The 25,489-nt window shown below is 62.1% G+C and carries 24 protein-coding genes and 1 pseudogene; 3 read left to right on the top strand and 22 right to left on the bottom strand.

Annotated features, from left to right (window positions below; translation table 11 throughout):
* Positions 1-27 precede the first annotated feature (27 nt).
* From hisF to BMIN_RS06195, 11 genes are all read right to left on the bottom strand, one after another.
* A complete protein-coding gene (hisF, locus tag BMIN_RS06245; protein WP_022860626.1) occupies positions 28-798 on the bottom strand; it encodes an imidazole glycerol phosphate synthase subunit HisF in 771 nt (256 codons plus the stop codon).
* A gap of 77 nt (positions 799-875) precedes the next feature.
* Positions 876-2,012: a dual-specificity RNA methyltransferase RlmN gene (gene rlmN, locus BMIN_RS06240; protein WP_022860625.1), complete on the bottom strand. Its 1,137-nt coding sequence runs from the start codon at positions 2,010-2,012 to the stop codon at positions 876-878.
* A complete protein-coding gene (locus BMIN_RS06235; RefSeq protein WP_051126248.1) occupies positions 2,012-3,004 on the bottom strand; it encodes a phosphatidate cytidylyltransferase in 993 nt (330 codons plus the stop codon). The genes rlmN and BMIN_RS06235 overlap by 1 nt, the downstream gene beginning before the upstream one ends.
* 30 nt (positions 3,005-3,034) lie before the next feature.
* Complete coding sequence (gene frr / locus BMIN_RS06230) at positions 3,035-3,589, bottom strand: ribosome recycling factor (protein WP_026647323.1); 555 nt, start codon at positions 3,587-3,589, stop codon at positions 3,035-3,037.
* Positions 3,590-3,668: 79 nt separating this feature from the next.
* A complete protein-coding gene (gene pyrH, locus BMIN_RS06225) occupies positions 3,669-4,415 on the bottom strand; it encodes a UMP kinase (protein WP_026647322.1) in 747 nt (248 codons plus the stop codon).
* Between the two features lie 343 nt (positions 4,416-4,758).
* Positions 4,759-5,634 carry a translation elongation factor Ts gene (gene tsf, locus BMIN_RS06220; protein WP_022860621.1) on the bottom strand — a complete coding sequence of 292 codons (876 nt, stop codon included), beginning with the start codon at positions 5,632-5,634 and terminating at the stop codon, positions 4,759-4,761.
* Between the two features lie 63 nt (positions 5,635-5,697).
* Positions 5,698-6,573: a 30S ribosomal protein S2 gene (gene rpsB, locus BMIN_RS06215; RefSeq protein ID WP_022860620.1), complete on the bottom strand. Its 876-nt coding sequence runs from the start codon at positions 6,571-6,573 to the stop codon at positions 5,698-5,700.
* 244 nt (positions 6,574-6,817) lie between these two features.
* Complete coding sequence (locus BMIN_RS06210; RefSeq protein ID WP_022860619.1) at positions 6,818-7,315, bottom strand: peptide deformylase; 498 nt, start codon at positions 7,313-7,315, stop codon at positions 6,818-6,820.
* Positions 7,316-9,403, bottom strand: a complete 2,088-nt coding sequence (locus BMIN_RS06205; protein ID WP_022860618.1) for an AMP-dependent synthetase/ligase — start codon at positions 9,401-9,403, stop codon at positions 7,316-7,318.
* A gap of 44 nt (positions 9,404-9,447) precedes the next feature.
* Positions 9,448-9,954: a hypothetical protein gene (locus tag BMIN_RS06200; protein ID WP_022860617.1), complete on the bottom strand. Its 507-nt coding sequence runs from the start codon at positions 9,952-9,954 to the stop codon at positions 9,448-9,450.
* 362 nt (positions 9,955-10,316) lie between these two features.
* A complete protein-coding gene (locus BMIN_RS06195; RefSeq protein ID WP_022860616.1) occupies positions 10,317-11,444 on the bottom strand; it encodes a GuaB3 family IMP dehydrogenase-related protein in 1,128 nt (375 codons plus the stop codon).
* Positions 11,445-11,595: 151 nt separating this feature from the next.
* On the opposite strand from BMIN_RS06195, the gene BMIN_RS06190 reads away from it, so the two are divergent.
* Both BMIN_RS06190 and BMIN_RS06185 read left to right on the top strand, forming a co-directional pair.
* Positions 11,596-12,813: an NADP-dependent isocitrate dehydrogenase gene (locus tag BMIN_RS06190; RefSeq protein ID WP_022860615.1), complete on the top strand. Its 1,218-nt coding sequence runs from the start codon at positions 11,596-11,598 to the stop codon at positions 12,811-12,813.
* A gap of 502 nt (positions 12,814-13,315) precedes the next feature.
* Positions 13,316-14,560, top strand: a complete 1,245-nt coding sequence (locus BMIN_RS06185; protein ID WP_238565635.1) for a substrate-binding domain-containing protein — start codon at positions 13,316-13,318, stop codon at positions 14,558-14,560.
* 230 nt (positions 14,561-14,790) lie between these two features.
* Here BMIN_RS06185 and BMIN_RS06180 read toward each other — a convergent pair whose 3' ends face one another.
* Positions 14,791-16,605, bottom strand: a complete 1,815-nt coding sequence (locus BMIN_RS06180) for an AMP-dependent synthetase/ligase (RefSeq protein WP_022860613.1) — start codon at positions 16,603-16,605, stop codon at positions 14,791-14,793.
* A gap of 56 nt (positions 16,606-16,661) precedes the next feature.
* Positions 16,662-17,144, bottom strand: a complete 483-nt coding sequence (locus BMIN_RS06175; RefSeq protein WP_051126220.1) for a M23 family metallopeptidase — start codon at positions 17,142-17,144, stop codon at positions 16,662-16,664.
* A gap of 164 nt (positions 17,145-17,308) precedes the next feature.
* Between BMIN_RS06175 and BMIN_RS08625 the strand changes: the two genes are divergently transcribed.
* Entirely contained in the window at positions 17,309-17,449 is a 141-nt protein-coding gene (locus tag BMIN_RS08625; RefSeq protein WP_155522360.1) for a hypothetical protein, read from the top strand.
* Between the two features lie 343 nt (positions 17,450-17,792).
* On the opposite strand, the pseudogene BMIN_RS06170 reads toward BMIN_RS08625, so the two are convergent.
* From BMIN_RS06170 to BMIN_RS06130, 9 genes and pseudogenes are all read right to left on the bottom strand, one after another.
* Positions 17,793-18,680 (bottom strand): annotated as a pseudogene (locus tag BMIN_RS06170) (amino acid ABC transporter permease); the annotation flags it as partial.
* The gene (locus BMIN_RS06165; protein WP_022860610.1) at positions 18,677-19,354 is read right to left on the bottom strand and encodes an amino acid ABC transporter permease; all 678 of its coding nucleotides are present in this window, start codon (positions 19,352-19,354) and stop codon (positions 18,677-18,679) included. The gene BMIN_RS06165 and the pseudogene BMIN_RS06170, both read right to left, overlap by 4 nt.
* Before the next feature lie 110 nt (positions 19,355-19,464).
* Complete coding sequence (locus BMIN_RS06160; protein WP_022860609.1) at positions 19,465-20,298, bottom strand: glutamate ABC transporter substrate-binding protein; 834 nt, start codon at positions 20,296-20,298, stop codon at positions 19,465-19,467.
* Positions 20,299-20,445: 147 nt separating this feature from the next.
* On the bottom strand, positions 20,446-21,246 hold the full coding sequence (locus tag BMIN_RS06155) for an amino acid ABC transporter ATP-binding protein (protein ID WP_022860608.1): 801 nt from the start codon (positions 21,244-21,246) through the stop codon (positions 20,446-20,448).
* A gap of 269 nt (positions 21,247-21,515) precedes the next feature.
* Positions 21,516-22,412, bottom strand: coding sequence for a carbohydrate kinase family protein (locus tag BMIN_RS06150; RefSeq protein WP_022860607.1), 897 nt, complete (start codon positions 22,410-22,412; stop codon positions 21,516-21,518).
* Between the two features lie 80 nt (positions 22,413-22,492).
* Positions 22,493-23,767: an ROK family transcriptional regulator gene (locus tag BMIN_RS06145; protein WP_022860606.1), complete on the bottom strand. Its 1,275-nt coding sequence runs from the start codon at positions 23,765-23,767 to the stop codon at positions 22,493-22,495.
* 139 nt (positions 23,768-23,906) lie between these two features.
* Positions 23,907-24,095 (bottom strand): hypothetical protein, encoded by a 189-nt coding sequence (locus BMIN_RS08620; RefSeq protein WP_051126219.1) that lies wholly within the window; start codon positions 24,093-24,095, stop codon positions 23,907-23,909.
* Positions 24,096-24,234: 139 nt separating this feature from the next.
* Positions 24,235-24,903 carry an ABC transporter ATP-binding protein gene (locus BMIN_RS06135; protein WP_051913500.1) on the bottom strand — a complete coding sequence of 223 codons (669 nt, stop codon included), beginning with the start codon at positions 24,901-24,903 and terminating at the stop codon, positions 24,235-24,237.
* A gap of 163 nt (positions 24,904-25,066) precedes the next feature.
* Positions 25,067-25,483 carry an energy-coupling factor transporter transmembrane component T gene (locus BMIN_RS06130; protein WP_051913499.1) on the bottom strand — a complete coding sequence of 139 codons (417 nt, stop codon included), beginning with the start codon at positions 25,481-25,483 and terminating at the stop codon, positions 25,067-25,069.
* Positions 25,484-25,489 lie beyond the last annotated feature (6 nt).

Here is a 25,489-nt window from a genome sequence, read left to right as displayed (position 1 = left end):
GGGCCTTATGCGGTCGACGAGGCCCCGTCACCGCACCGTGTAACCGGCCCTGCGCAGCTCCTGCTTGACGTCACGAATGGTCATCACGCCATAATGGAACACCGACGCCGCAAGAACGGCGTTCGCGCCCGCGGCGATCGCCGGAGGGAAATCATCCGGCGCTCCCGCTCCCCCGCTCGCGATCACGGGGATGGTGACCTCGCGGCGCACGGCGCGGATCATCTCAAGGTCAAACCCCTGTTTGGTCCCATCGGCGTCCATGGAGTTGAGAAGGACCTCACCCGCGCCAAGCTCCTGGGCACGTCGGGCCCACCACACCGCATCGATGCCCGTCGAATGCCGTCCACCCATCGTGGTGACCTCGAAACCCGACTCGGTGTGGGCCTCGCCCTTCTCGCGTCTCGCGTCGACGGAGAGAACGAGGACCTGGTTCCCGAAGCGACGGGACACGCGGGATATCAGCTGCGGATCGTTGATGGCCGCGGTGTTCACCCCGACCTTGTCGGCTCCGCAACGAAGCAGGGTGTCCACGTCCTCGACGGAGCGGACCCCGCCACCAACGGTCAGAGGAATGAACAGCGTCTCCGAGGTGCGATTGACCACCTCGACCATCGTGCGCCTATGCGAGCTTGACGCAGTCACATCCAGAAAGGTCAGCTCATCGGCCCCCTGACGGTAGTATTCCGCCGCAAGCTCCACGGGATCGCCGGCGTCCCGGAGATTCTCGAAATGCACTCCTTTGACAACACGACCATCATCGACGTCAAGACAAGGAATAACCCGTACCGCCAACGACACGATGACCTCCCAGCGAGTGAACAGTTGTCAACCGGGCACCAGCGTACAGTTCCGGGATGTCAACGACATTCCGTCTCTCACAGCGTGGAGCTATCCTCCATCTTCGCGGCGAGCTGCCCGCACGCCCCATCGATGTCGCTGCCACGGGTGTCGCGCAGCGTCGCGGCTATCCCCGCATGATGGAGGATGTCCAGGAAACGCCGCTCATCCTCGGGTTTCGAGGCCGTCCATCGCGAGCCCTCGATGGGGTTGAGGGGGATGGGGTTGACATGCACCCAGTCATCGCCGTAATGGTTGAGCCGCTTCGCCAGCAGCGTGGCGTGTTCGGCCTGATCGTTGATTCCCCGCATCAGCGCGTATTCGATGCTGACGCGGCGGCCGGTGGCCTCGTAGTAGTCGTGGGCGGCGTCAAGAACCTGCGTGGTGTCGAACCGCCGATTCATCGGAACCAGCTCGTCACGCAGAACGTCCGAGGCGGCATGGAGCGACACCGCGAGTCTCACCGGCAGCCCCTCCGAAGCGAGTTTTCTGATTCCCGGGACGACGCCGACCGTCGAGATGGTGATGTTGCGCGCGGATATGCCGAACCCTCCGGGAGCGGGAGCGCATATCCTTCTGACGGCCGCGAGCACCGAACGGTAGTTCCCCATGGGCTCGCCCATGCCCATGAAGACGACATTGCTCAGACGCCCGGGACCGCCCGCCACCTCACCGTCCCGCATGGCGCACGACGCGACGCGGACCTGCTCAAGTATCTCGCCGGTGGACATGTTTCTGGTCAATCCCAGATGCCCCGTCGCACAGAAGGGACAGCCCATCCCGCAGCCGACCTGGCTGGAGATGCAGAGGGTCGCCCGTCGCGGGTAGCGCATCAGCACGGATTCGATGCGGGATCCATCGAACAGACGCCACAGCGTCTTCACCGTCATGCCCTCGTCCGCTATCTGCCGGGTGACCTCGTCGATCAGGACGGGGAACAGCGTCTCGGCGATGCGGCCTCTAAGGTCACGCGGGAAATCGGTGAAGGACTCTACGTCGACATCGCCGTGGCCGTAATAGTGCGAGGCCAGCTGGCGCGCCCTGAACCGGGGAAGGCCCATCCCCGTGACTGCCTCCACGGCCTCGTCGTCGGTCATATCGGCGAAATGGCGCGGAGCCTTCCCCCGCGCCGCATGGGCATGGGACAGCACTTCACGGAATCCTGTATCACCCATCACATCCCCGTCATCCACAGCAGCACCGTGAGAAACGGCGCGGCCAGCAAAATCGAATCCACTCTGTCCATGACGCCGCCATGGCCCTTGAGGAGATGGCCCATGTCCTTGATGCCGATATCCCTCTTCAGCATGGATGCGCACAGGTCGCCGAACGTCCCCACGATGCCGACCATCACGCCCATGACCACCGGAACCCACCACATGGTCGACCACAGATGCGCATAGGTGGACGCGAAGACGGCCACGGCTCCGATGACGGCGAACAGCATGGACCCGATAAGGCCCTCCACGGACTTCTTGGGCGAGATTCGCGGCGAAAGCTTATGCCTGCCGAACCATGCCCCGGCGAAAAGCCCACCGGTGTCGCTAAGGGCGGGAAGGAAGACCAGAATGATGGCGTGGGCGACCGGATGGCCATGGAACGTCAGCGACAAGACGATGCTTCCGGCGAGAAGTGGGACGTACATCAGACTGAACACCGAAACGGCGACATTGCTCATCCTGCTGTGCACCGGAGGCTCGGCGTCCGACGACGGACCGAGTCCATCGCGCTCCCCGGGATCCGAGGCCGCGAGCTTGCCCGCGACGGCCAGGGAGAGGTGGCTGCCCAGCGTCACCCTCATCGTCGACATCACGACTACCGCCAGGAAGGCGACGATGGACGACACCGCCATGGCCTCCACATGCCGCGGAAAATAAAAGGTCGCCAGAAGCATGCCGACGGAGCAGAGCCACAGGGTTATCACGGGTATGTGCAACCCCACCGTGGCGAAATCGACCCTCAACTCCCACAGCGCCAGAATCATGAACACGATGACGAGAACCACGAACGTCTGAAGACTGATCAGCAGGCACCCGACGATCACGACGATCAGCAGGGCGGCCGTGGCGACCGCCTGCGGCATGTTCCTGCCGGCCTTGCGGTTGATCTCCTCGACCACCTTCTGCGGATCCGGGGATCCTTCGGGCTTGGACACGTTGTCGACCATCATGGCACCTTCCTGACGTGGCGGCTGTCGTCAGACCTCCATGATCTCCTTGCGCTTGGTCTCGAAAAGATCGTCCAGCTCGTCGGTGATCTGCTTGGTGACCTTGTCGAGATCCTTGAGAAGGCGCTCCCCCTCGTCCTTCCCCATATCGCCGTCCTTCACGGACCTGTCGATGTCCTCCTTGGCCTTGCGCCGGATGTTGCGCACCGCGATCTTCCCGTCCTCGGCCTTGGTCTTCGCCAGCTTGACGTACTCCTTGCGGCGATCCTCGGTGAGCTCGGGCATGGTCAGCCGGATGACGTTTCCATCGCGCCGCGGGCTGACCCCCAGATCCGAATCGCGGATCGCCTTTTCGATGGCGTTCGCCTGCGACGCATCGAACGGGGTGACCGACAGGGTGCGAGGCTCCGGAACGCCGATCGACGCGACCGATTTGATCGGCGTGGGGACTCCGTAGTAATCGACCGTCAGACCGTTGAGCAGACCGGGATTCGCCCGTCCGGTACGGATCCCGGAGAAGTTCTCCTTGGTGGCCTCCACTGACTTCGCCATCTGACCCTTGGCCTGGGTGACTGCTGTTGCCATCATCTACCTCGCTTAACTATAAGAACCATTGGCTGCCGTCGGGTTCGACGATGAACACCGCACCAAACCTGACACCACCCTAGTCAGACACGGTAGACTCGACGTCCGACACAAGCGTGCCTATGGAACATCCCAGAATGGCCTTGGTGACGTTCCCATCGCCCTCAAGCCCGAACACGCGGATACGCTGCCGGTTGTCCCGCGCCATGGACAATGCCGAGGCATCCATAACCGAAAGGTTGTCGACCAGGGCCCTGGTGTAGCTCAGCGAGATGAAGCGCCTGGCCGAGGGGTCCTTCCGCGGGTCCGCGGTGTAGACGCCGTCGACGCCGTTCTTGCCCATCAGCACCTCATCGCAGTGAATTTCAAGGGAGCGTTGGATGGACACCGTGTCGGTGGAGAAATACGGCATCCCCGCGCCGGCCCCGAAAATGACGACCCGCCCTTTCTCCAGATGACGGATGGCCTTGAGCGGTATATAGGGCTCGGCGACCTGTCCCATGGCGATGGCCGTCTGGACACGCGTGGCCTGGCCCTCCTGCTCCAGGAAATCCTGCAGGGCGAGGCAGTTCATAACCGTTCCCAGCATTCCCATGTAGTCGCCGCGGCTCCGGTCGATGCCCGCCTGCTGGAGCTCGGCCCCGCGGAAGAAATTGCCGCCTCCGACGACGATGGCGACCTGGACGCCCCGACGCACGGCCCGGGTGATCTCCTGTGCTATCCGTCGGATTATGGTGGTGTCGATCCCCACCGATCCGCCACCGAAGGCCTCGCCGGACAGTTTGAGCAGAACCCGTCGTGGCTTGTCAATGGTCTCTTCGCTCATGGCATCTCCATCCTTCGTCGGAACACGGCGCCGCGCGTCCATCATGCGATAAATCACGTCAAGCGTATACATGTATAACGACACGGCGGAAGGCCGACGGATCCCGAAGCCGGCCCGCAATCCGCATCCGTTCGCGTATGACGGGCGCGGACGTATGACAGAACCGCATGAAACGTCACGGAACCACGGGACCACGTTCCACGGACCCGGCACCACGAACCGGGCGACGAGGCCGGTGACGAGGCCGGGAGGCCCGTGACGAGAAAAGGGCGACGGCGTAAAAAGAACGGCGGCGACGGGGCGTTGCCGCCGCCGTCACCGCCGCAGTCGACGAATAACCGTCTTACTCGTCCTCGGACTTGCCGACCTCAAGACGCGCAAAGGACAGGGCCTTGCCCCCGGCCTCGGTGAAAAGGTCGCCAACCGTCTTGGAGGGATCCTTCACATAGGACTGGTCCAGAAGGACGTTCTCCTTGTAGAAGGCGTTAAGACGTCCCTCGACGATCTTCGGTGCGATCTTCTCGATGACGGCCTCGGGCTTGCCTTTGGCTTTGAGTTCATCGCTTGTCTTCTCCATGGCCACGCGACGCTCGGACTCAAGGACATCGGAATCGACGTCCTCGCGGGTGAGCCAACGCGGCGACATCGCCGAGATCTGCAGCGCCGCATCGTGCGCGACCGCGGAACCCGCCTCATCGGTGGCGATGATGGCGACGATGCTGGGAGGCATCTCCACGGACTTGCGATGCGCGTAGATCTCGACGCGAGGTCCTTCGACCTTCGCGACACGACCGATTTTGACGTGCTCGCCGAACAACGACGCGGCCTCTTCGACCGCCTCGCGGACGGTGCCTCCCTCGGCGGGCGCCGCAAGGACGGATTGAGCGTCGGTCGCGTCGGCCTTGATGGCGTCCTCAAGAATGGACTGAGCGAATTCAACGAACTTCGGGGTTTTCGCCACGAAATCGGTCTCCGAATTCAGTTCGACCGCATAGGCGGCCTGTCCTGTCTCCGTGTCGACGACGGCGGATGCGATGGTGCCCTCCTGGGCCTTGCGGCCCTCGCGCTTCCCGGCCGCCTGGATGCCCTTGGCGCGGATGATCTCCTTGGCGCGGGCGACGTCTCCCTCGGCTTCGGTCAACGCCTTCTTGACATCGAGCATGCCCGCTCCGGTCTCCTCGCGGACCTGCTTGATCAATGCTGCGGTAATTGCTGCCATTGGTGTTTCTCCTATCACGAATATGGGCCCCACATCCACATGCGGGGCCCGATGTGGGGGGACTCAGGCCTGCGTCGGAACCTGTTCCGGTTCGGAGGCCTTCTGATCCGCGACGGGCTGAGCCGCCGGAGCGGACTGTGCCGCCTGAGCGCCGTCGGCATCCGGGGAACCGGCCTCTCCTGCGAGAAGATCCTTCTCCCACGCGGCCATGGGCTGTTCGGCGGCGTCGGCCGTCTTCTCGGCCTTGCCCGAACGCTCAAGAAGGCCGTCCGCCACGGCGTCGGCCATCAGCGTGGTCAGAAGATCGATGCCGCGGATCGCGTCATCGTTCGCGGGGATCGGATAATCCACGAGATCGGGGTCGGTGTTGGTGTCCACGATCGCGACGACCGGGATTCCCAGCTTCTTCGCGTCCTGGACCGCGAGGGCCTCCTTGTTGATGTCCACGATGAACAGCGCGGAGGGGGTTCTGGTCATGTTGCGGATGCCGCCCAGCTGCTTCTCGAGCTTGTCCTTCTCGCGCTTGAGGAGCAGGAGCTCCTTCTTGGTGTGCCCCGATCCATGAACGTCGGAGAAGTCCATCTCCTCCAGCTCCTTGAGGCGCGAGACGCGCTTGGAGACGGTCTGGAAGTTGGTGAGCATCCCGCCGAGCCAGCGCTCGGAGACGTACGGCATGTTCACGCGGGTCGCCTGCGTTTTGATCGAATCCTGAGCCTGCTTCTTCGTGCCGACGAAAAGCACCGTTCCGTTATGGGCCACGGTGGTTTTGATGAAGTCGTAGGCCTTGTCGATCAGGTCAAGGGACTTGAAAAGGTTGATGATGTGGATGCCGTTGCGCTGAGTGAGGATGTACTGCTTCATCTTCGGGTTCCAGCGCCGGGTCTGATGGCCGAAGTGAAGTCCTGACTTCAGCATGTCGCTCATGGTGATCTGAGCCATAATTGTGCCTTCCTTGTCGGTTATTGCCTGGCCATGCGGATCTGAGTGCGACTCATGCGAGCCGACCGACACAGTCCATCGTGTTCATGGCGCGATTTATGCGCCTGGTTGACGATGTTATCTTCCAGTGGCCACCCATCACGACAGAATGACCCCATATACGGCGCACAAGTCGAAAGCGTACCACAAGTCCCACCCGAACGGCGGATCCACGGCGGATCCCGTCATCCCTCGACGGCCCGAATCAGCGCCGGCTTCCGCCCGCCGACTCCCTCATCTGTCTCATGGCCTTTCTGCGTTCGTCCCGCTCCAGACGATCGATATACACATGACCGTCCAGATGATCGCACTCGTGCTGGATCATGCGCCCCATCACTCCACGCCCCTCAAGGACGACGGTGTGCCCGTCAAGGTCGATCCCCCGGCATCGGGCGTAATCGGCACGTGGCGTCTGGTACCACAATCCCGGCAGGGACAGGCATCCCTCATCCCCGTACTGCTCGCCGGAGGTCTCCTCGATAACCGGATTGAGGACATAGCCGACCCTGCCGTCGATGTTGTAGGAGAACGCGCGCAGACTTACGCCGATCTGATTGGCGGAAAGCCCCGCTCGCCCGGGATCGTCGACGGTGTCGAGAAGATCCGTGACGAGCCCGCGGACGGCGGGGGTTATCGTCGTGATCGGATCGCAGACGGTTCGCAGAACGGGATCCGGCACTACTCTGATGCTGCGGATCGACATCTATCTCATGTCCTTCCGCTCGTCATCATCCCCGCGGAGGCCGTCATCTCCACGTGCCGCATCCGACGGACCGGGTACGGATGTCTCGTCCCCGTCGTCCTCCCCACGATTCTCACGCGATGTCTTCCATCTCTCGTTCATCGTGGCCTTGGCCTGATCAAGGGCCTGCATGACCTTGGGCGTGACGGTCTCGGAGGCCTGACGGACCGTCTCGGAGGCCTGACGGACCGTCTCCGTGGTCTTGTCGAGAATCTTGACCGTCGCCGGCAGGGGCCGCGCATCCCCGCGCGGCGCATAGATCTCGGTATCGATAACCGACGCGAATCTCGAGATGACCTTGGCGCGGACCACTTTCATGCTCGGCGTCAGGGTGCCCGTCTCCTGCGTGAAATCCTCGTCCAGAATGGCGAACTTGCGTATCGACTCAGCCCGCGAGACTCCGACATTGGCCTGATCGACGAACTCCTGGATGTACGAGCGGACGGCATCGTTGCGCGCGATCGACGACATGGTCGCGGTGGAGTCCAGCCCCTGACCGGCCAGCCAGGACCTCACCATGTCGGGTTCGAGGGCGATCAGCGCGGACACGAAGGGACGGCCATCGCCGATCACGACGGAATGCGACACGATCGGACACGCGTCGATCTCGCGTTCCAGTGGGCCGGGACTGACGTTCTTCCCGCCGGCCGTGATGATGATGTCCTTCTTTCGCCCCGTGATATAGATGAATCCCTCATCGTCGATCGACGCGATATCGCCGCTGTGGAGCCATCCGTCGTCATCCAGCGTCTGCCGCGTCATCTCCGGCTGGTGGTAATACCCCAGGAAGATGTTCGGCCCTTTGATGAGGAGCTCATCGTCATCGGCAAGACGGACCTTGATCCCGGGGCCGGGCCGGCCGACGGATCCCACCCTGTTGGCGTCCTCGAAATTGACCACGCAGGGAGCGGCGGCCTCCGTCATCCCATACCCCTGTATGAAGGTGATCCCGTCAAGGCCATTGAAGAAGTGCGCGAGATCGGGGTTGATGGGCGCCCCTCCGCATGCCAGATACCTGAGGTTCGGTCCGAGCGCCGATTGGATGGAGGCTCCCACGGTCTTCTCATAGAAGACATGCGCCGACCTCGCCGCGAGGGAATGATGGCCGTCGTTCTTGGACCACGCCACGAAATGGTCGAAGGCCTTGGCGAATATCCGGCCCCGGATTCCCGCTCCGGCCTTCTGGGACGCCGCGTTGTACACCTTCTCGAACACCCTGGGGACTCCCAGCAGATAGGTGGGCTTGAAGCTGCGCAGATCGGCAAGCAGTCGTTTGGCTGACGGAAGGTATCCGACGACGCCATGCGCGCCGATCGCGACGTATTCGATGTATCGGGCGAAGCAGTGGGCGAGGGGAAGGAAAAGCAGAAGGCGGCTGGGCTGGTACAGCATCTCGTTGAGGACGTCGTATCCCGCATAGACGATATGGGTGAAGTTTCTGCTCGACAGAACGGCTCCCTTGGGCTTGCCCGTGGATCCCGACGTGTAGACGATGGTCGAGGGGTCGTCGGCCTTCACCTGCGCGATGGCCTCGTCAAGCGCGTCATCCTGTACGGATTGTCCGAAATCGACGACGGCGTCCAGTCCCTCGGCCTCGAAGGTGAACACCGCGGTCAGGGATGGGCACGTCTTGCGGATGCGCTCCAGGGCCTGCGCATGGTCATAGTCCCCGGCGAAGGCGATAACCGGCTCCACATCGTGGACGATGGTGGACGCCTGAATCTCCGAATCCGTCTCATAGATGGGAACGGATATCGCCCCGACGGCCGCGCACGCGAAGTCCACGACCCCCCAGTCATAGCATGTGGGCGAATACACGATGACGCGGCTGCCTTTGCCGGCCCCCAGAGCAAGAAGCCCCCGGGCGACGGCCCGCACGCGATCGAGCATCTCGCCTGCGGTGACCGTCGACCAACGACGGGAGGAACCCAGCTGTCTCTCGGCTATGATGTCGGACGGGTCGCGCGCGGCACGATTGTCCAGCAAAGAGAAGATGGTGTCCCTCTCGGTGGTCGGATGGATGACGTCAACGGCAAATTCGCGAAGCATGTGAACCACTATAGTGCCGGGTCTGCCTCACGGCCCACGGGACATCAGCCGAAATCAGCCAGAACGCACAGCCATCGGCTTCCTGTGAGGCGAAACACCAGGGAGGACCAGTACGTCGTGCGCCCGATTCCCAGTCTCACGCACATCTCGAATCGCGTGGGGCTCACCAGCATGCCATTGACCAGAATGGGCACGACCGGATACCGGCGCATCTCGTGTCTGACCTCCCCGCACTCGTCCATATGGATGTCCAGCAACATGCCCATGGTGCGCAGGCGCGAGATGCAGGAGCGCGAGGCGACCCTGGCGACCGACGGCGGGACCGTCCGTCCGCGCACGACGTCGGCCGACATGCAGGCCAGCTGGCATGACCTCATGGCCGCCGCATGGAAGTCCGCCTCAGTCAATTCGGAAGGAAAGCACGTGGTTATATGGTACGGGACGGTCAGACGATCGATGGCCAGCAGGATGCTGCCGTCGAAAACCTGCGGAGGAATCCGTCTACGCTGGGGAAAAGCATGACGGCGGGACTGGTCGGATTCGTTGCTCATGTGGTTCCCTTCTCTGATTGTCGTGCCGTCATCCATTCCGTCTCACGCCATAGTGATTCGGACGATGACATCAACACAACATCACATATGGAAAGCGGATGTCAACGTCCATGCACGACGGTGTGCATAAGTGGACAACAACGGACACGGACAACACCAGACACGGACGACCGGATGGAATCCCCCACCGGGGACGGGACCCCCAGGCCACAACGAAGCCGCCGCCAAGCCGTGGATTCGCTAGGCCGCGGATTCACTACGTCATGGATTCCATACTCCACGGATTCCCTACGCCGTGCTCCTCCTACGCCATGTCCCCTCATCGGCGAATCGTCGGAAGTTCCGCTCAGGAACGGTTCCTCTCAGCCACGACCCTGATAAGGCGTGACCACGACCCCGCACCGCTGGAAGCTTTTGACGTCGACATAACCCGTCGACGCCATCGCGCGACGCAACGCGCCAATGAAATTCGTCGTCCCGTCCGCACGATGGCTGGGCCCGAAAAGAATCTGCCTCAGGGACCCCACGGTCCCCACCGCGGACCGACCTCCACGCGGAAGGGTGTCATGACGTGCCTCGGCGCCCCAATGCTGACCGTGCCCCGGAGCCTCGGAGGCGCGCGCCAGAGGTGATCCGAGCATGACTGCATCGGCCCCCAGCGCCAAGGCCTTGACGAAACCGCCCGACGTGCCCATCCCTCCATCGGCGATGACCTGGACGTACCGTCCGCCCGATTCATCCATGTAGTCCCTGCGCGCCTCGGCCACGTCCGCGATCGCGGTCGCCAGCGGAGCCTCAAGCCCTATGGTGGCACGCGTGGCCGAAACCGCTCCTCCTCCGAAGCCGACGAGAACGCCCGCCGCGCCGGTCCTCATCAGATGCAGGGCGGCGGTGTAGTTGGCGGCTCCCCCGACGATCACCGGAACGTCAAGATCATAGATGAACTTCTTCAGATTCAACGGCTCATGGTTCTGCGACACATGTTCAGCCGACACCGCGGTGCCCCGGATGACGAACAGGTCGACACCGGCCTCGACCACGGTCGAATAGAACTCCTGAACGCGCTGCGGCGACAACGATCCGGCGACGGTGACGCCCGCCTTCCGTATCTCATGGAGCCGCCGCGTTATCAGCTCGGGCTTGATCGGCTCCGCATAGATCTCCTGCATGCGGGCGACGGCATCATGCTCGTCCACGCCCGCGATGTCGTCAAGCAGCGGACGGGGATCCTCGTACCGCGTCCACAACCCCTCAAGATCAAGAACCCCGAGCGCACCCAGACGTCCCATCTCAATGGCCGTCTCGGGACTCGTCACGGAATCCATCGGGGCGCCGATAACGGGAACGTCAAACTCGTAGGCGTCGACCTGCCATGCGGTGGACACGTCCTCCGGGTCACGCGTGCGACGCGAGGGGACGATCGCCACGTCGTCCAACGAATAGGCCAGACGGCCCTTTTTGCCCAAACCGATCTCGATCTCCTGAGTCATACGACCTAGGCTAGTTCCGGGGCGTGACCGCGGCGCGCTGAACGACGCCGTCGACTCGCATCTCACGGCCGCGCCACCGGACGTCCTCCGCTCAGGGCCATGCGCTAGAACTGGATATGGACCCTACCACCATCTGCGACAGGAGATCACCATGACCAAAATCAAGGTCACCGGCACGGTCGTCGAACTCGACGGCGATGAGATGACGCGCGTCATTTGGAAGGACATCAAGAACCGCTTGATCCTCCCCTATCTGGACATCGATCTGGACTATTACGATCTGGGGATCGAGAACAGGGACGCCACCGACGACCAGGTGACGGTGGACGCGGCCCATGCCATCGCCCGCGAGCATGTGGGCGTCAAATGCGCGACCATCACGCCGGATGAGGCGCGGGTCCGCGAATTCGGCCTCAAAACCATGTGGAAATCCCCGAACGGCACGATCCGCAATATCCTCGGGGGAACGATATTCCGCGAGCCCATCGTCATCTCCAACATCCCCAGAATCGTCCCGGGATGGTCCAAGCCCATCATCGTCGCGCGTCATGCCTTCGGCGACCAGTACAAGGCCACGGATTTCACCGTCGACCGTCCGGGTCGCCTCACCGTGACCTTCACCCCGTCCGACGGATCCGAACCCACCGAGCACGTGGTGTACGACTATCCGGGGGCGGGCGTCGCCCAGGTCCAGTACAACCTCGACGAGTCCATCCGCGGGTTCGCACGGGCCTGCTTCAACTACGGTCTGCTGCGCCACTGCCCGGTGTATCTGTCGACGAAGAACACGATTCTCAAGGCCTATGACGGCCGGTTCAAGGACATCTTCGCGGAGGTGTTCGACACCGAGTACAAGAGCCGGTTCGACGAGGCCGGTCTCACCTACGAGCATCGCCTTATCGACGACATGGTGGCCAGCTCGCTGAAATGGCATGGCGGATACATCTGGGCATGCAAGAACTACGACGGCGACGTGCAGTCCGACAGCGTGGCGCAGGGCTTCGGCTCACTGGGGCTGATGACGTCGGTTCTGATGACTCCGGACGGACAGACCGTCGAGGCGGAGGCCGCCCATGGAACGGTCACTCGACACTACCGGCGCTGGCAGAAGGGCGAGACCACCTCGACCAATCCCATCGCGTCGATTTTCGCGTGGACCGGCGGCCTGCGCCATCGCGCGAAGCTCGACGGCACGCCCGAAGTCGGCCATTTCGCCGACACGTTGGAGAAAACCATCATCTCGACGGTGGAATCGGGAAAGATGACGAAGGATCTGGCGACCCTGGTGGGGCCGCAACAGCCGTGGCTGGACACCACGGGTTTCATGGACGCCCTGGACGAGGGGCTCGCCCGGGCTCTGAGCGAGTGAGCGAGGCTGCCAGACCGTCGACGTGAATGTTCGACGTGAATGTTCGGCATGGCCCGTATGGCAGTCCCGCCATACGGGCCATGCAGGCATCTACAATCGTCATCGTCGACGTCGCGTCGATGGCGTATGCGGTACCATGCAGCACATGATGCAGCACTTGGAAGGATGGTTCGCAGTGCACTGTTCCCCACGGAAGGCCCCACGGGCGTCGTTACGTGACAGGGCGTTCCCCTCCGCCGAGCCGGATGACCGTATGCGTGGATGCCCGCCAAGGATTTCCCGGTCAAGGATTTCCCGAGCGCGTCGTCTGGTCGCCATCCTGTGCGCCATTCTCCTGCCCTTGACCGTCGCAGGCTGCGGAACCCCGGGCACGGGCTCGACAACGACTCCGAGCGCATCCTCATCCGCCCTGACGGGACGCGTCTCCATCTTCGTGCCATCGGATCCGATAGAGCTGAGTCAGAACGTCCCCGTGGGTACGTGGGCCAAGTTCGTGCCCGAAATGACGACATCGCTCGTCAAGGAGGGGTTCTCGAAGAAGTCCATCAGCACCACTACGTCCTCGACGTTGGCGGAGCAAAGCTCGGCCATCCAGGATGCCGTGGTCAAGACGATGTCCTCATCCAGTTCCAAGTCGTCCTCGTCGGAGTCCATGACGTTGATCGTCGCCCCCGTTCCTGAGGACACGACGACGGACATCCATTTCGGAGACTTCCTCAGCCGTCCCTATCCGGATTCGACGAGTACGGCATCGCAGTCACAGGAGACGGTTCAGGCGTTGAACCGCCTGTCCGACGTCCTTCAGCTGGCAAAGCAGTCCGGCATGCATGTCGTGCTGATCTCGAATTCGATTCCGGACGTCACCCCAGACCTGTTCGTCCGGATGTCGTCGGCATCCGCCATAGGCAAGATGCAGGCGCGCAATCTCGTCGAGAAGCTCAGGCTTGACTCCGCCACGTCCTCGCACCCCCGCGTCATCGAGGTCCTTCTTCCCCAAACGCAGTCGGAGGATATCGACAAGGCCGTCTTCTCGGGGATCTGGTCCGTTCTCAAGCCCTATTTCACGAGCGGTAAGGCCGTCAGCGCCTCGAAGACATTAACGTCCTCGACGACGGACGACGACTGGAAAAGCGTGTCCTTTGACGCGAAGAACGCATCGGCGGCCGGCGACGAGATATATCGCCGTCTCCACCATGACGACTCGGATTCCGCCGGCGTCGCGACGCCACGGATCGACGGGATAGTAGCTTCGAACGACTACGTCGCCTCGGGCGTCGTGAAAAAGCTCACCAAAATGGGATACACGGGTTCCGCCGCGCAGATCAACCCGTCCATCACGGTCTCCGGCATCGTCGAGGGAATCATCGGAAAGCGTGACCTTCAACGCTCCCCGGTGCCCGATCCCTCAGACGCCCCGACGGATGAATCCACCGAGGAGAACGACTCGCAATGGCCCATCATCACCGGATACGGGGCGAACGTCTCGACGCTGCCAAGCGTTGTGAACGGACATCTGTGGATGACCACCGTCGAGGACCGAGGCAGCGCCGCGACCCTTCTCGCCCAGGCCTGCGCGAGGATGGACCGCGGAGGAAAGCCGTCGTCCGTCGAGGGCGTGGACTCCGGCAATTACTACGATTCCAAGGTTCCAACCATCGATGCGGGTCTTGTGGCCGTCAGCGCCACCAATCTCAAGGCGGCCCTCATCGATCCGGGATACGTCTCACTCGCCGACGCGGGACTGTAAACGAACGCGGAACCGTAGGCGATCGACGCCGACGAACCGATCATGGTGGCGCTTCCTTTTGAAGGTGCGCCATCATGATTGCATCCGACGCCATCATGATCGCGGACCCCCGACAGGGATCCTATGGAGGGGAATCCTTTGGGGGGGGCTTCGGACCGAGGATTCCGGCGCGATCCGGCGCGCGCCCCGGTGCTTCCCGTCTGCTTCTTTGTCTGATTCTTCTTCTTTGTCTAATGCTTCTTCCGGGGGACGTAGATGACCTTGTCGATGAGCTCGCGGTAATGGTCGGTGATCGTCTGCCGCTTGGCCTTGAGGCTGGGCGTCAGCATTCCGTTGGCCTCCGTGAACCGCTCGGGGATGATCTCGAACTTGCGAATCGATTCCGCCCGCGACACCAGCTCGTTCGCCTTGGACACGGCACGCTCGACCTCCGTGCGAATAATGGGGTTCGCCGCCGCCTCCTCCAGATTCCCGACCTCGGGGATGCCGTGCGCCTTCAGCCACTGATTGGTGTCATTGAGATCCAGGGTGATCAGCGCCGCGATGAACGGACGCCTGTCACCGATGACGATGCACTGATCCACCACCGGCGACGTCATAACCGAGGCCTCCATCTGGCCGGGGGACACGTTCTTTCCACCCGCCGTGATGATCAGGTCCTTCTTGCGGCCGGTGATGCTGACGAACCCATCGTCGTCGATCGATCCCAGATCGCCGGTATGCAGCCAGCCGTCGATGATCTGGGCCTTTGTGACCTCCGGATGGTTGTGGTATCCCACGCACACCGCACGGCTTTTGATGCACAGCTCGCCGTCGTCGTCGACGCCCATGCTCACGCCCTCCAACGGCAGACCGATGGTGCCTATGCGATACCCCTTCGTGGGATTCACGCTCGCGGGGGCGCAGGTCTCGGTCATGCCATACCCCTCCAGCAGCGGAAGCCCCACGCCGTTGAAGAAATGCGCGATGGATGAGTCCATGGGAGCTCCACCGGAAACCGCATATTCCACCGATCCCCCGAACACATCCATGATGGAGGAGTACACGACTTTCCGGTAGAAACCGTGTCTGATCCTCATAAGCAGCGGAATGGGGTCTCCGGACTGCTGCGCATACGACCAGTCCCTGGCGATCCGGGCGGAGTTCGCGAAGATGCGTCCCTTCAGCCCCGAACCGGCCTTCTGGGATGCCGCATTGTATATCTTCTCGAAGATACGCGGGACGGCGAGGATGAACGTCGGCCTGAATTCATGGAAGTCCGACAGAATGGTCGTCAGATTGCAGGACAGCCCAAGCGTGATGTTCCCCGCGAAGCTGAAGAACTGCATGTATCTGGCGAACACGTGCGCCAACGGCAGGAACAGCAGAAGGCGCCTCTGGGGCTTCATCGCTATGTCGGGCATGGACTGTATCCCGGAGTACACGATGAAGACGAAGTTGGAGTGGCACAGCTCTATCCCCTTGGGGGTTCCGGTGGATCCCGACGTGTAGACGATGGTGGCCAGATCGGCCCCTCGCACGCTCTTCTCCCGATCCCAGAACATGCTGTCGTCAAGGCTTCTGCCGAACTCGACGATGGTGTCTATCGCGTCGTTGGTGAAGACGAAGACCTCGCCCAGCGTGGGGCATTCCTCAGCCACCTGTTCGATCTTCGCCCGCTGGGACTCATCCTCGGCGAAGGCCATGACCACGCGGGAATCGTTGAAGATCATTCGGACCTGCGCGGGGGAGTTCGTCTCGTAGACGGGCACCGTCAACGCCCCGATGGACATGATCGCCATATCCAACGCCGTCCATTGCCATGACGTGTGCGCGATGATAGCAACGGCGTCCCCCGGCGTGATGCCCTTGACGATAAGCCCTTTGGCCAAGGCGATGACCTTGTCCCGGAACTCCTGCGAGGTGAAGGAGTTCCACCGTCCGTTGTCCGAATACTCCACCAGCGTCCCATCGGGATCGCGTTCCGCCCTGCTCTGGAGGATGGAGAACACGTTCTTATCGCTATCGATAGGAGCCTCCAACGGACGGGTGTATTCCTTACGCATCTCTTCTCCCTGCTCTGATGAACCCCCATCGGATGTGGAGGACACTGCCCTCAAGTCTACCCACCTTGATTCGCGGATATAACGGGCTTAAGAACGATGGGGCCCGTTTCCGTCCATATCCGGGGATCGACGTACCGGTTCCCGTCACGCGCTCGCAGCCCCCAGTGGAGGCACCGACCGTCGCAATGATCCGAGCCCACTGAGACCACGCCGATGCGCTGCCCGCGGGCCACGACATCGCCGACCTTCAGATCCGATGTCGCAGGCTCGAACGATGACACCACGAGCGCGTGCCGTACACTCAGCACGTTCTTTCCCGCCACGCGACCGACGAAGCTTACGACGCCGTCGTCCGGGGAGTAGATGAGATCCCCCTCCCCTGCGGTCAGATCGATGCCCCGGTGCCCCGGCGCCCATGCGGCCTCAGGAGCACTGAACGGGGCGGTCACGCGTGGATTCGCCAACGGCATCGACATCAACGCGCACCCGGATCCATCCTTCGTCGTCGTGACGGCCGCCGTCGTGACGGACGGCCTCATGCAGGAATCCCGGGCAAGGACATCACTCGTAGGCGTCGCCAAGGCGAGCCCCGCCGCCGCGACGACGGAAAGAAGCGTCCCGACTGCGCGCGTGACGCGACTCCGGTACGGATCCTTCGCCGGAGAGCCGCGTAGATCGGAGCGAAACGGATGAGAGCGAAACGATGAATCCGCCCATCGTCCAGGTCTTCCCCGTCTACGCCGTGGTTCTCGCGATCGCAGGCTCGTCCGACGTTCCCCCCTACCCGCTCCCCTTCCAACTCCCCTACCCCATCGATGAGCTTCCAATGATGAGCTCCCAATGATGAGGCATCGTCAAGGGCATGAGGCATCAGGAACGCGAGACGTCAAAAGCATGAGTCTCCCCATGACCGCGCACCCATCATCCATGATGGTGCCGGATGCCGGCACATGCTGCAAATGGCCGGGAGACTGTGGTCGAAGGCCGGCCCACGGCCAAGAGACGGATGGCTTCCCACCGAACCTGACCAGACGGTCGTCCGGATCATCATGGGATCACGGGGAGCACGCAAAGCAATCGGGATGGATCAGAGGAACCCACGGATCTGACGCGCCGACCCCGTAGCACGTCCATGCGGCGGCCCCGCAACACGTGCCCCGCAACACATCCGTCGATCACTCATCGCCCGGCGCCGGGGACATCACTCGGATATGCCGGGGCAACCACTGCGAGAACCTGGTAAGACAGAGGCACAGGACGAAATACAGCGCCGCAGCCACCAGCAGCGTCTGCAGGATGTTGAAATACATCGATCCCAGACGCCGTGACTCCTGAAGAAGATCCGTGTAGGTGATGATATACCCCAACGCGGTGTCCTTGAGAACGATGACGATCTGACTGATCAATGCGGGAAGCATCGACAATATCGCCTGAGGGACTTCCACGCTGAGCAACGACCGCAACGGTCCCATCCCCAATGATCTCGCCGCCTCACGCTGACCATGTGGCAGGTTCACGACCCCGGATCTCACCAGTTCGGCGATAACCGAGCCATTGTACAGAACCAGGGCCAGAACCACCGCGTAGAACGCCACGTTCCCGCCGAGATCGGCGAAGGCGAACCACCGCCAGAGGAAGATCATGAACATCAGCACGGGAACGGCCCTGCAGAATTCGACGACGACCGAACTGAACCAACGAATCACGGCATGACGGGAAAGCCTTCCCATACCGAAGAGAACACCGAAAAGCAATGCCCCCAGAACGGCGAAGAACGAGGCCGACACCGTGGACCACAGGCCGGGAAGATAGAAATCCCGCCATGCCGTCCAGTCAAGCGCCGGACGCCAGAGCTCCCAGCTCAACTGATTCTGTCCCTGCGGCGGATTGGCCAAGCGATGGAGAACGGCGATTACCAGGGTCACCAGAAGGATGACTCCGATGACGTTCGCAATCCTGATATGCCGCCGACCTCGAGGCCCGGGGACATCGAAAAGAAGAGTCTCTCCCACTTCGGAGCCCTTCCTCCCCTTTCCGTCATGATCCGCGGACGCCTTCCGCCGATTCGCGCTCATCGTTTCACCGCCAATCTCCGCGACAGCCATGTGGTCACGAGTCCGACCGGGATGATGATGATCACGTATCCCATGGCGAACATAAGAAATATTCCCACCACCAGATTGGCGTTGAACTCGATCATGGTGCTCATCAGGCTGGACGTCTCCGTCGCCACCGATGCCGCGGCCGCCACTGTCGTGTTTTTGATCAGACCGATCAGGGTATTGCCCAAAGGGGCGACCGATCCGCGAAGGGCCTGCGGAAGAATGATGATGGCGGCCGACGAGAAGAACCCCAGACCGAGGGATCGTGCGGCCTCGGCCTGTCCCACCGGGACCGTGTTGATCCCGGACCGGAGCGATTCGCAGACGAACGCCGACGTGTACAACGACAGCCCCGCGACCGCGAGCCAGAAGAAGTTGGTGTCGAAATTGTCGGAGAACTGGAACTTGAGCTGCCCAAATACTCCAAGGACCATGAACACCATGATGATGGTAAGCGGTATGTTCTTGAAAAGCTCCACGTACCCCGACGAGAATGACCGCAGCGAGGACACCGGTGAGATGCGGAACATGACCAGCACGACACCCCAGAGGAACGAGAAGAGAGAGCTCCATAACGTCAATTCGATGTTGACGCGGAACGCGCCGATCACATCGTATTGGGAGAACAAACCGATGAAATCCGACATCACAACCTCTCATCCACTTATGCGGCCGACATCTCGTCCGCCCCCGCGGCCACCGGCGTGCGGGGGATTCCGGACGATCGGCGATTCACGTTCCGTCATCCTCAGGCTCGTCACAGATCCTGGATCCAGCTGGAGTCCCCGATCTTCGTCGGAGGGTTGAACTCCGAATTGGGTGTGTACCCCGTTCCCTTGGTGGCGCTGTCGACGGCCTTCTTCCATGAGCCGTCGGAGATCATATCCTCGATGGCCTTATTGACCTTGGAGACCATGGAGGTATCACCCTTCTTGATTCCAATGCCATACGGCTCCTTGGAGAAGGGCGTCCCCAGAACCTTGAGCTGCCCGTTGCCCTTGGCGGAGGCGAGCCCCGCCAGGATGACGTCGTCGGTGGTGACGGCGTCAACCGTTCCGGAGATCAACGCCGTCACGCACTCGGCATAGCCCGACTGTTCCATAAGCTGGACCTTACTGGAATAATCCTGCTTGATCCTCTGCGCGGAATTCGAGCCGGTGACGGAACACAGCTTCTTGCCGTCAAGGCTCTTGGGCCCGGTGATCCCCGTCTCGTCCGACCGGACCAGAAGATCCTGCGCGGCGACGAAATACGGACCGGCGAAATCGATCACCTTGGAGCGTGCCTTGTTCATCGTGTACGTGGCGACGACCATGTCAACGTCCCCGTTCTGGATCAGGGCCTCGCGCTGTTTGGAGGGGGCCTCCTTCCAGACGATCTGATCCTCCGAGTATCCAAGCTTTTTCGCGACGTATCGGGCCACGTCCGTATCAAGACCCGTGTATGAGCTTCCCTGTTTGAATCCCAGTCCCGGCTGGTCGAATTTAATGCCTATCGTGATGCGCTTACCATCCCCGTCCGAGGATTGCGACGTCCCTCCGCATGCCGACAATGAGCCGGACAACGCCACGGCCAATACGGCCGCCATCATGGATCTCGTGTGGAACCTTGCCATTGTGTGCTCCCTCTCTCGTACTTCGTGATGTGAACCGTGTGGCCATCAGTCAGAGGCCAGGACGCCCGACCGCGCATACATGCCGCGGCTCCCGAGCGTCACCACGGACCCCGCGCACCACACTTAGTGCGCAAGAATCTTTCCAAGGAACTCCTTCGCCCTGTCCGTCGTCGTATGGTCGAAGAACTCCGAAGGCGTCCCCTGCTCCACGATCTGTCCATCCGCCATGAACACGACGCGATCGGCCGCCTGACGCGCGAAGCCCATCTCATGGGTGACGACGATCATCGTCATGCCCTGATGGGCAAGGTCGACCATGACGTCGAGAACCTCGCTGATCATCTCCGGATCAAGCGCGCTGGTGGGTTCATCGAACAGCATGACCTTGGGATGCATCGCCAGGGAACGCGCGATGGCGACCCTCTGCTGCTGGCCGCCGGAAAGCTGTGCGGGCATCTTGGCGGCCTGATCGGCGACGCCGACGCTGGCAAGAAGCCGCATCGCCTCCGCTGTCGCGTCTTCCTTGGACATATGCCTGACCTTTCGCGGCGCAAGGGTGACGTTGTCGACGATGGATTTATGCGCGAAAAGATTGAACGACTGAAAGACCATGCCGACCTCGGCGCGAAGCCGCGTAAGATCCTTCCCCTCCTCCGGAAGCGGCTGCCCGTCGATGATGATCTCGCCGGAATCGATGGGCTCAAGCCTGTTGATCGTGCGGCACAACGTGGATTTCCCCGAACCGGACGGTCCCAGGATCACCAGGACCTCGCCCTTGCGGACGGTGAGGTTGATGTCCCGAAGGACGTGAAGATCGCCGAAATGCTTGTCGACGTGACGCAGCTCCACCAGAGGGGCATCGCTCCTCGCGCAGACGGCGTCCGCATCGGGCTCAATGACGGTGTTCGAAATTCTGGAAACCATGTTTTCTTCTTCCTTCGGGACCTCGAAACCGCGGACTGCCATCGTTCCCCCTGCGCCCCCGGGAAAATCGGACACGCAACGAGCCACAACCTCATACGATCGGCACGACCACACGGCCGCGAATTGTGATTAAAACTAATAAAGCCATGTTACGAGTTGTTCAACACCCGGCCAATACCGATGCCCATGGTTCCGTGCGGATCCGCCGTTCAGGGGCGTCCCGCACGGAGCGACACGCGCGCGGACCGTTAAGCGGCGCGCGCAATCGCCTACTTGCGCGAAGCCTCCAGATAGTCAGGAATGGCTGTGGGATACTCCGGCCATGCCCCGCTGCCTGTGCAGACGAAGGCAGCGACGTTCACCGCGTCCCGATGCGCCTGTGATAGCGAGGCGCCCGAAAGGATACGGGCCGTGAAGGTCCCGGAGAACGAATCCCCCGCACCAACCGTGTCCACGACCTCCACATGGGGCGTGGCGATGGTGGACGTCTCACCGTCACGCGCGGTGACCATGCTGAAATCCGATCCCGCCGTGAGGATCACATAGTCGAGATCGAATCGCGCCAGAAGCCACCGGCAGGATTCGGCGTCGGACTCTGCATGGATCGAGAACATGTCCCGTAGAAGAAGAAGTTCGTCGTCATTGAGCTTAAGAACCGTAGCGTATCCCAGAAGTTCGGTAATCAGCTCCTGCGAGTAGTAGTCGCTTCGGAGGTTGATGTCGAAGAAGCGCATGGCGTCCCGACGGGAGTGCCGCAGCAGCTCGATGATGGTGTCATGGGTCTCCGGAGAGCGCAGCGCCAGAGAACCGAAGCACAGGGCGTCGGCCCTCTCCACGACATCGATCAGCTCACGGGTGAGAAGAAGATGATCCCATGCCACGCCCCTGCGGATGACGTATTCGGGGATTCCCTCCCGAAGCGTGACGTCTACGGTCCCGGTGGGCCAGGCGTTCCGCTGGATGATCGAGGTGATGCCAGCCTTCTGTGTTTCACCTACGAGTTCATCCCCCAGGGCGTCCTCGCCGACCGCGCTGATGGCGTATCCGTCGGCTCCGTTCATGGTCGCGTGGTAGGCGAAGTTCACCGGCGCTCCGCCGGCGCGCTTGCCGGAGGGAAGCCTGTCCCAGAGAAGCTCCCCCAATGCGACGACTATGGGCTTTGTCATGATGATCGTTCCTTTCTTGATGCGGTATTTCTTGATGCGACGGATGCGATGCGACGGATGCGATGCAGCCGCCTCGACGATCAGGCGACCGGATGCTCCGTTGCCTTCCCCGAACCGACGAGCAGGGAAGGACGATCGATAAGGTGCTGGATGGCCACCGCCGCGGCGCCGGTCACCGCCGCGTCCGGAGACATGGTGGACAGAACGATTTCGGTCTCGTCCCTGACCTCGGGAATGGCACGGCTCTCGACGACGTCACGCACGGAATCGAGCAAAATCTCTCCGCCCCCGGCGACGATGTCGCCGATCACGATCCGTCGCGGATTGTAGGAGTTGATGATCGTCACGCAGCCGTATCCGACGTACCGGCCTATTCGCCGAACAAGCTCGACGGCGTCGGCTTCCCCGGATCGAGCGCTCTCAAAAACCGCCTCGCAGGCCTGCGCATGGCTCATATCCCGCGCACCGGGCACCATCCCCCGTTCCACGACCTCACGGTGGATGGCAACGGCCGAGCAATACTGCTCAAGACATCCGACGTTCCCGCATTCACAGGGCCGCCCGTTGACGTCGACACTGACATGGCCGATCTCGGTCGCCGCGCCCTGCTGACCGTTGATGAGACGATCCGCGTCGAGCACCCCCAAGCCCACGCCCTCGCCAAGCAGATAGTAGGCGAGGTCCGGGGTCTGGGACTCGGGATCGAACAGATGATGCGCGAGGACGCCGGCTCGGGCGTCCTGCTCGACGAAGACCTGAACGGGGAACCTACCGGAGAATTCATGGAGGAAGTTGACGCTCCGCCATCCCTGCATCGACGACACGACCGCGGTGCGTCCGACCTCACGGAGATAAGGCCCCGGAACCGCCATTCCCACCGCACGTATCGAGTCATCCGCTCGGAGAAGCGCATGTATCCGACGACGGATCGACGAGATCGTCTCGGCGATGGTGTCCTCCGTGACGGTGGGAAGATCCTCCATGGACAGAGGACGCCCGTCAAGATCGAACACGCCGATCCGGACAAGGCTTCGGGCGAACTTGACGCCGATGACGTGGAATCGCGTCCCATCGATCCGCACGCCGATGGAACGGCGGCCGCCACGACCCTCGATGCCGCCGGTCTCCTCGACCACGCCCTCATTCAAAAGCCTGGACACCACTTTGGTGACCGCGGCGGGAGTGAGATCCAGCGACCGAGCGATGGCCGCCCGCGAACTGACGCCGTGCGAATGAAGAAGGGCCACCACGCGCGAGCGGGTGTACTCGGAGCTCTCTTGAGACGGCCCGGATGACAAGGATTCCACGACGACCCCCTGCTGACCAGAACGACCGATTCCGCCCCGTAGCTGCATTCCCATGGTGGACACGGAACGGTGGACACGCAGGATGGAGCGGTATGATCGTCCTCATATATTTCCTAAGTTGATATATTAACCTAGTTAATATATGACACGCGGAAGGGATCCGCGACCGATACCGGCATCGATACCGCTATCGGCACCGGCACCAGCGTCCGCGCGACGCCCCCGCCGCATCCGGAAGATTGCGGATGCCGCAGACGACGCGCTGCTTCTGCCCGCCGGACAGCGACAGGGGGTGACGTTCGTGGCAATCCCCCAAATCCACCACGTCAAGGATCCGCAGGGCGGCCTCCTCGTCCTCCACCGGCTGCGCGAGCATCACCTCATCAAGCGCCGACTGCGCGAACAGCTCGCATTCGACGTCCTGAAACCTGCGACGGGGGTTGGATGGGGTCCCGTATGCGCGGCACGCCCACGGGAGCCTTGGACGCCCGCATCCGAAACGATCTGCTCCACCGTCAGCGGGCGAAGCCCCATTCCCGCCGACGCCCATCCTCCATCGAGAAGAATTCCTCCCCGTCCATCTCATAGTCGACGCGACCCATCGTCATATGGGCCACGCGATCCACCAAACCATTCAGCCAGTACAGTCGATGCTCCGCTATTACGACGGTTTTCCCGCGGGCGCGCCACATCGCGATGATCCCGCGTAGTCTTTCGATGGCTCTGGCATCCAGATTGCTGCTGGGCTCATCAAGAACCATGATCTCGGGGTCGACGCACGCCACGCCGGCGCACGCCAGGGTCTGCTTCTGCCCGCCGCTCAGGGAACGTACCGACCGTCCGCGCAGACCGACCAATCGGAAATCCCTCTCCGCCGCGGAAATCCGCCGACGGATCTCGGAGGGATCCATCTCGTAATTCTCGCATCCGAAGGCAAGCTCGCCTTCGACGTCAAGGGCAAGAAACTGACTGTCGGGATTCTGAAAAACCGATCCCACATCCCGGGAAAGCTCGGTCAGGGGGCTGTCGGCAACGCTCAGACCGCAGACCCTCACGGTTCCGGTGAGGTTCCCCTCGAAATAGTGCGGCGCCAGACCATTGATAAGCCGGGTCACCGTGGTCTTACCACAGCCGGAATCACCGCAGATAAGGACAACCTGCCCCCGCGGAATGACCGTGCTCACATCATCGACTCCTCCTGTGCCGCTCCTCCCCCACGTCGTACAGGAACGACACGTGATCCAGCTCCACGGCCGGATCCGGCATCCTCAGGCCCATCACAGCGCCCCCATGGTCGACAGAAGCCAGCATGCATAACATGACGCGCAGGCGACGAGAACGACGGCGTCATACGCGGAGAATCCGATGCGCGCGATGCTCGTACGGCTCCGACCCGACCCCAGACCACGGGTGACCGCGGCCTGGGGAAAGCTCGTCCGCCGAGCGGATGGCACCGGCCATCAATGGGATGACGCGGTATTCGACCATCTGGACGGCCTTCCCCCCTCCCCAGCGCACTCCACGCATCGACATCGCGTCACGGATGGCACGCCGCTGGGAAACGGCGGTCGGAAAGAATCTGAACATCACGGTCAGCGGAACGGTGACGGAAAGAGGGACGCGCATGCGCTGCAGCGCCGCGGCCAGTTCGCCCACGGATATCGAGGACACCATCCAGTAACCCGCCATCAACCCCGGAAGCATCTGCGTGAGAATTCCCACGGTGGCGTAGACCAGCCACAGGCATAGCCCGCTCAGGATCATTCAGAT

Origin of the sequence: Bifidobacterium minimum (assembly GCF_000741645.1) — a bacterium.
Lineage (GTDB): Bacteria > Actinomycetota > Actinomycetes > Actinomycetales > Bifidobacteriaceae > Bifidobacterium > Bifidobacterium minimum.
This window is presented reverse-complemented; position numbering and strand designations above follow the sequence as displayed.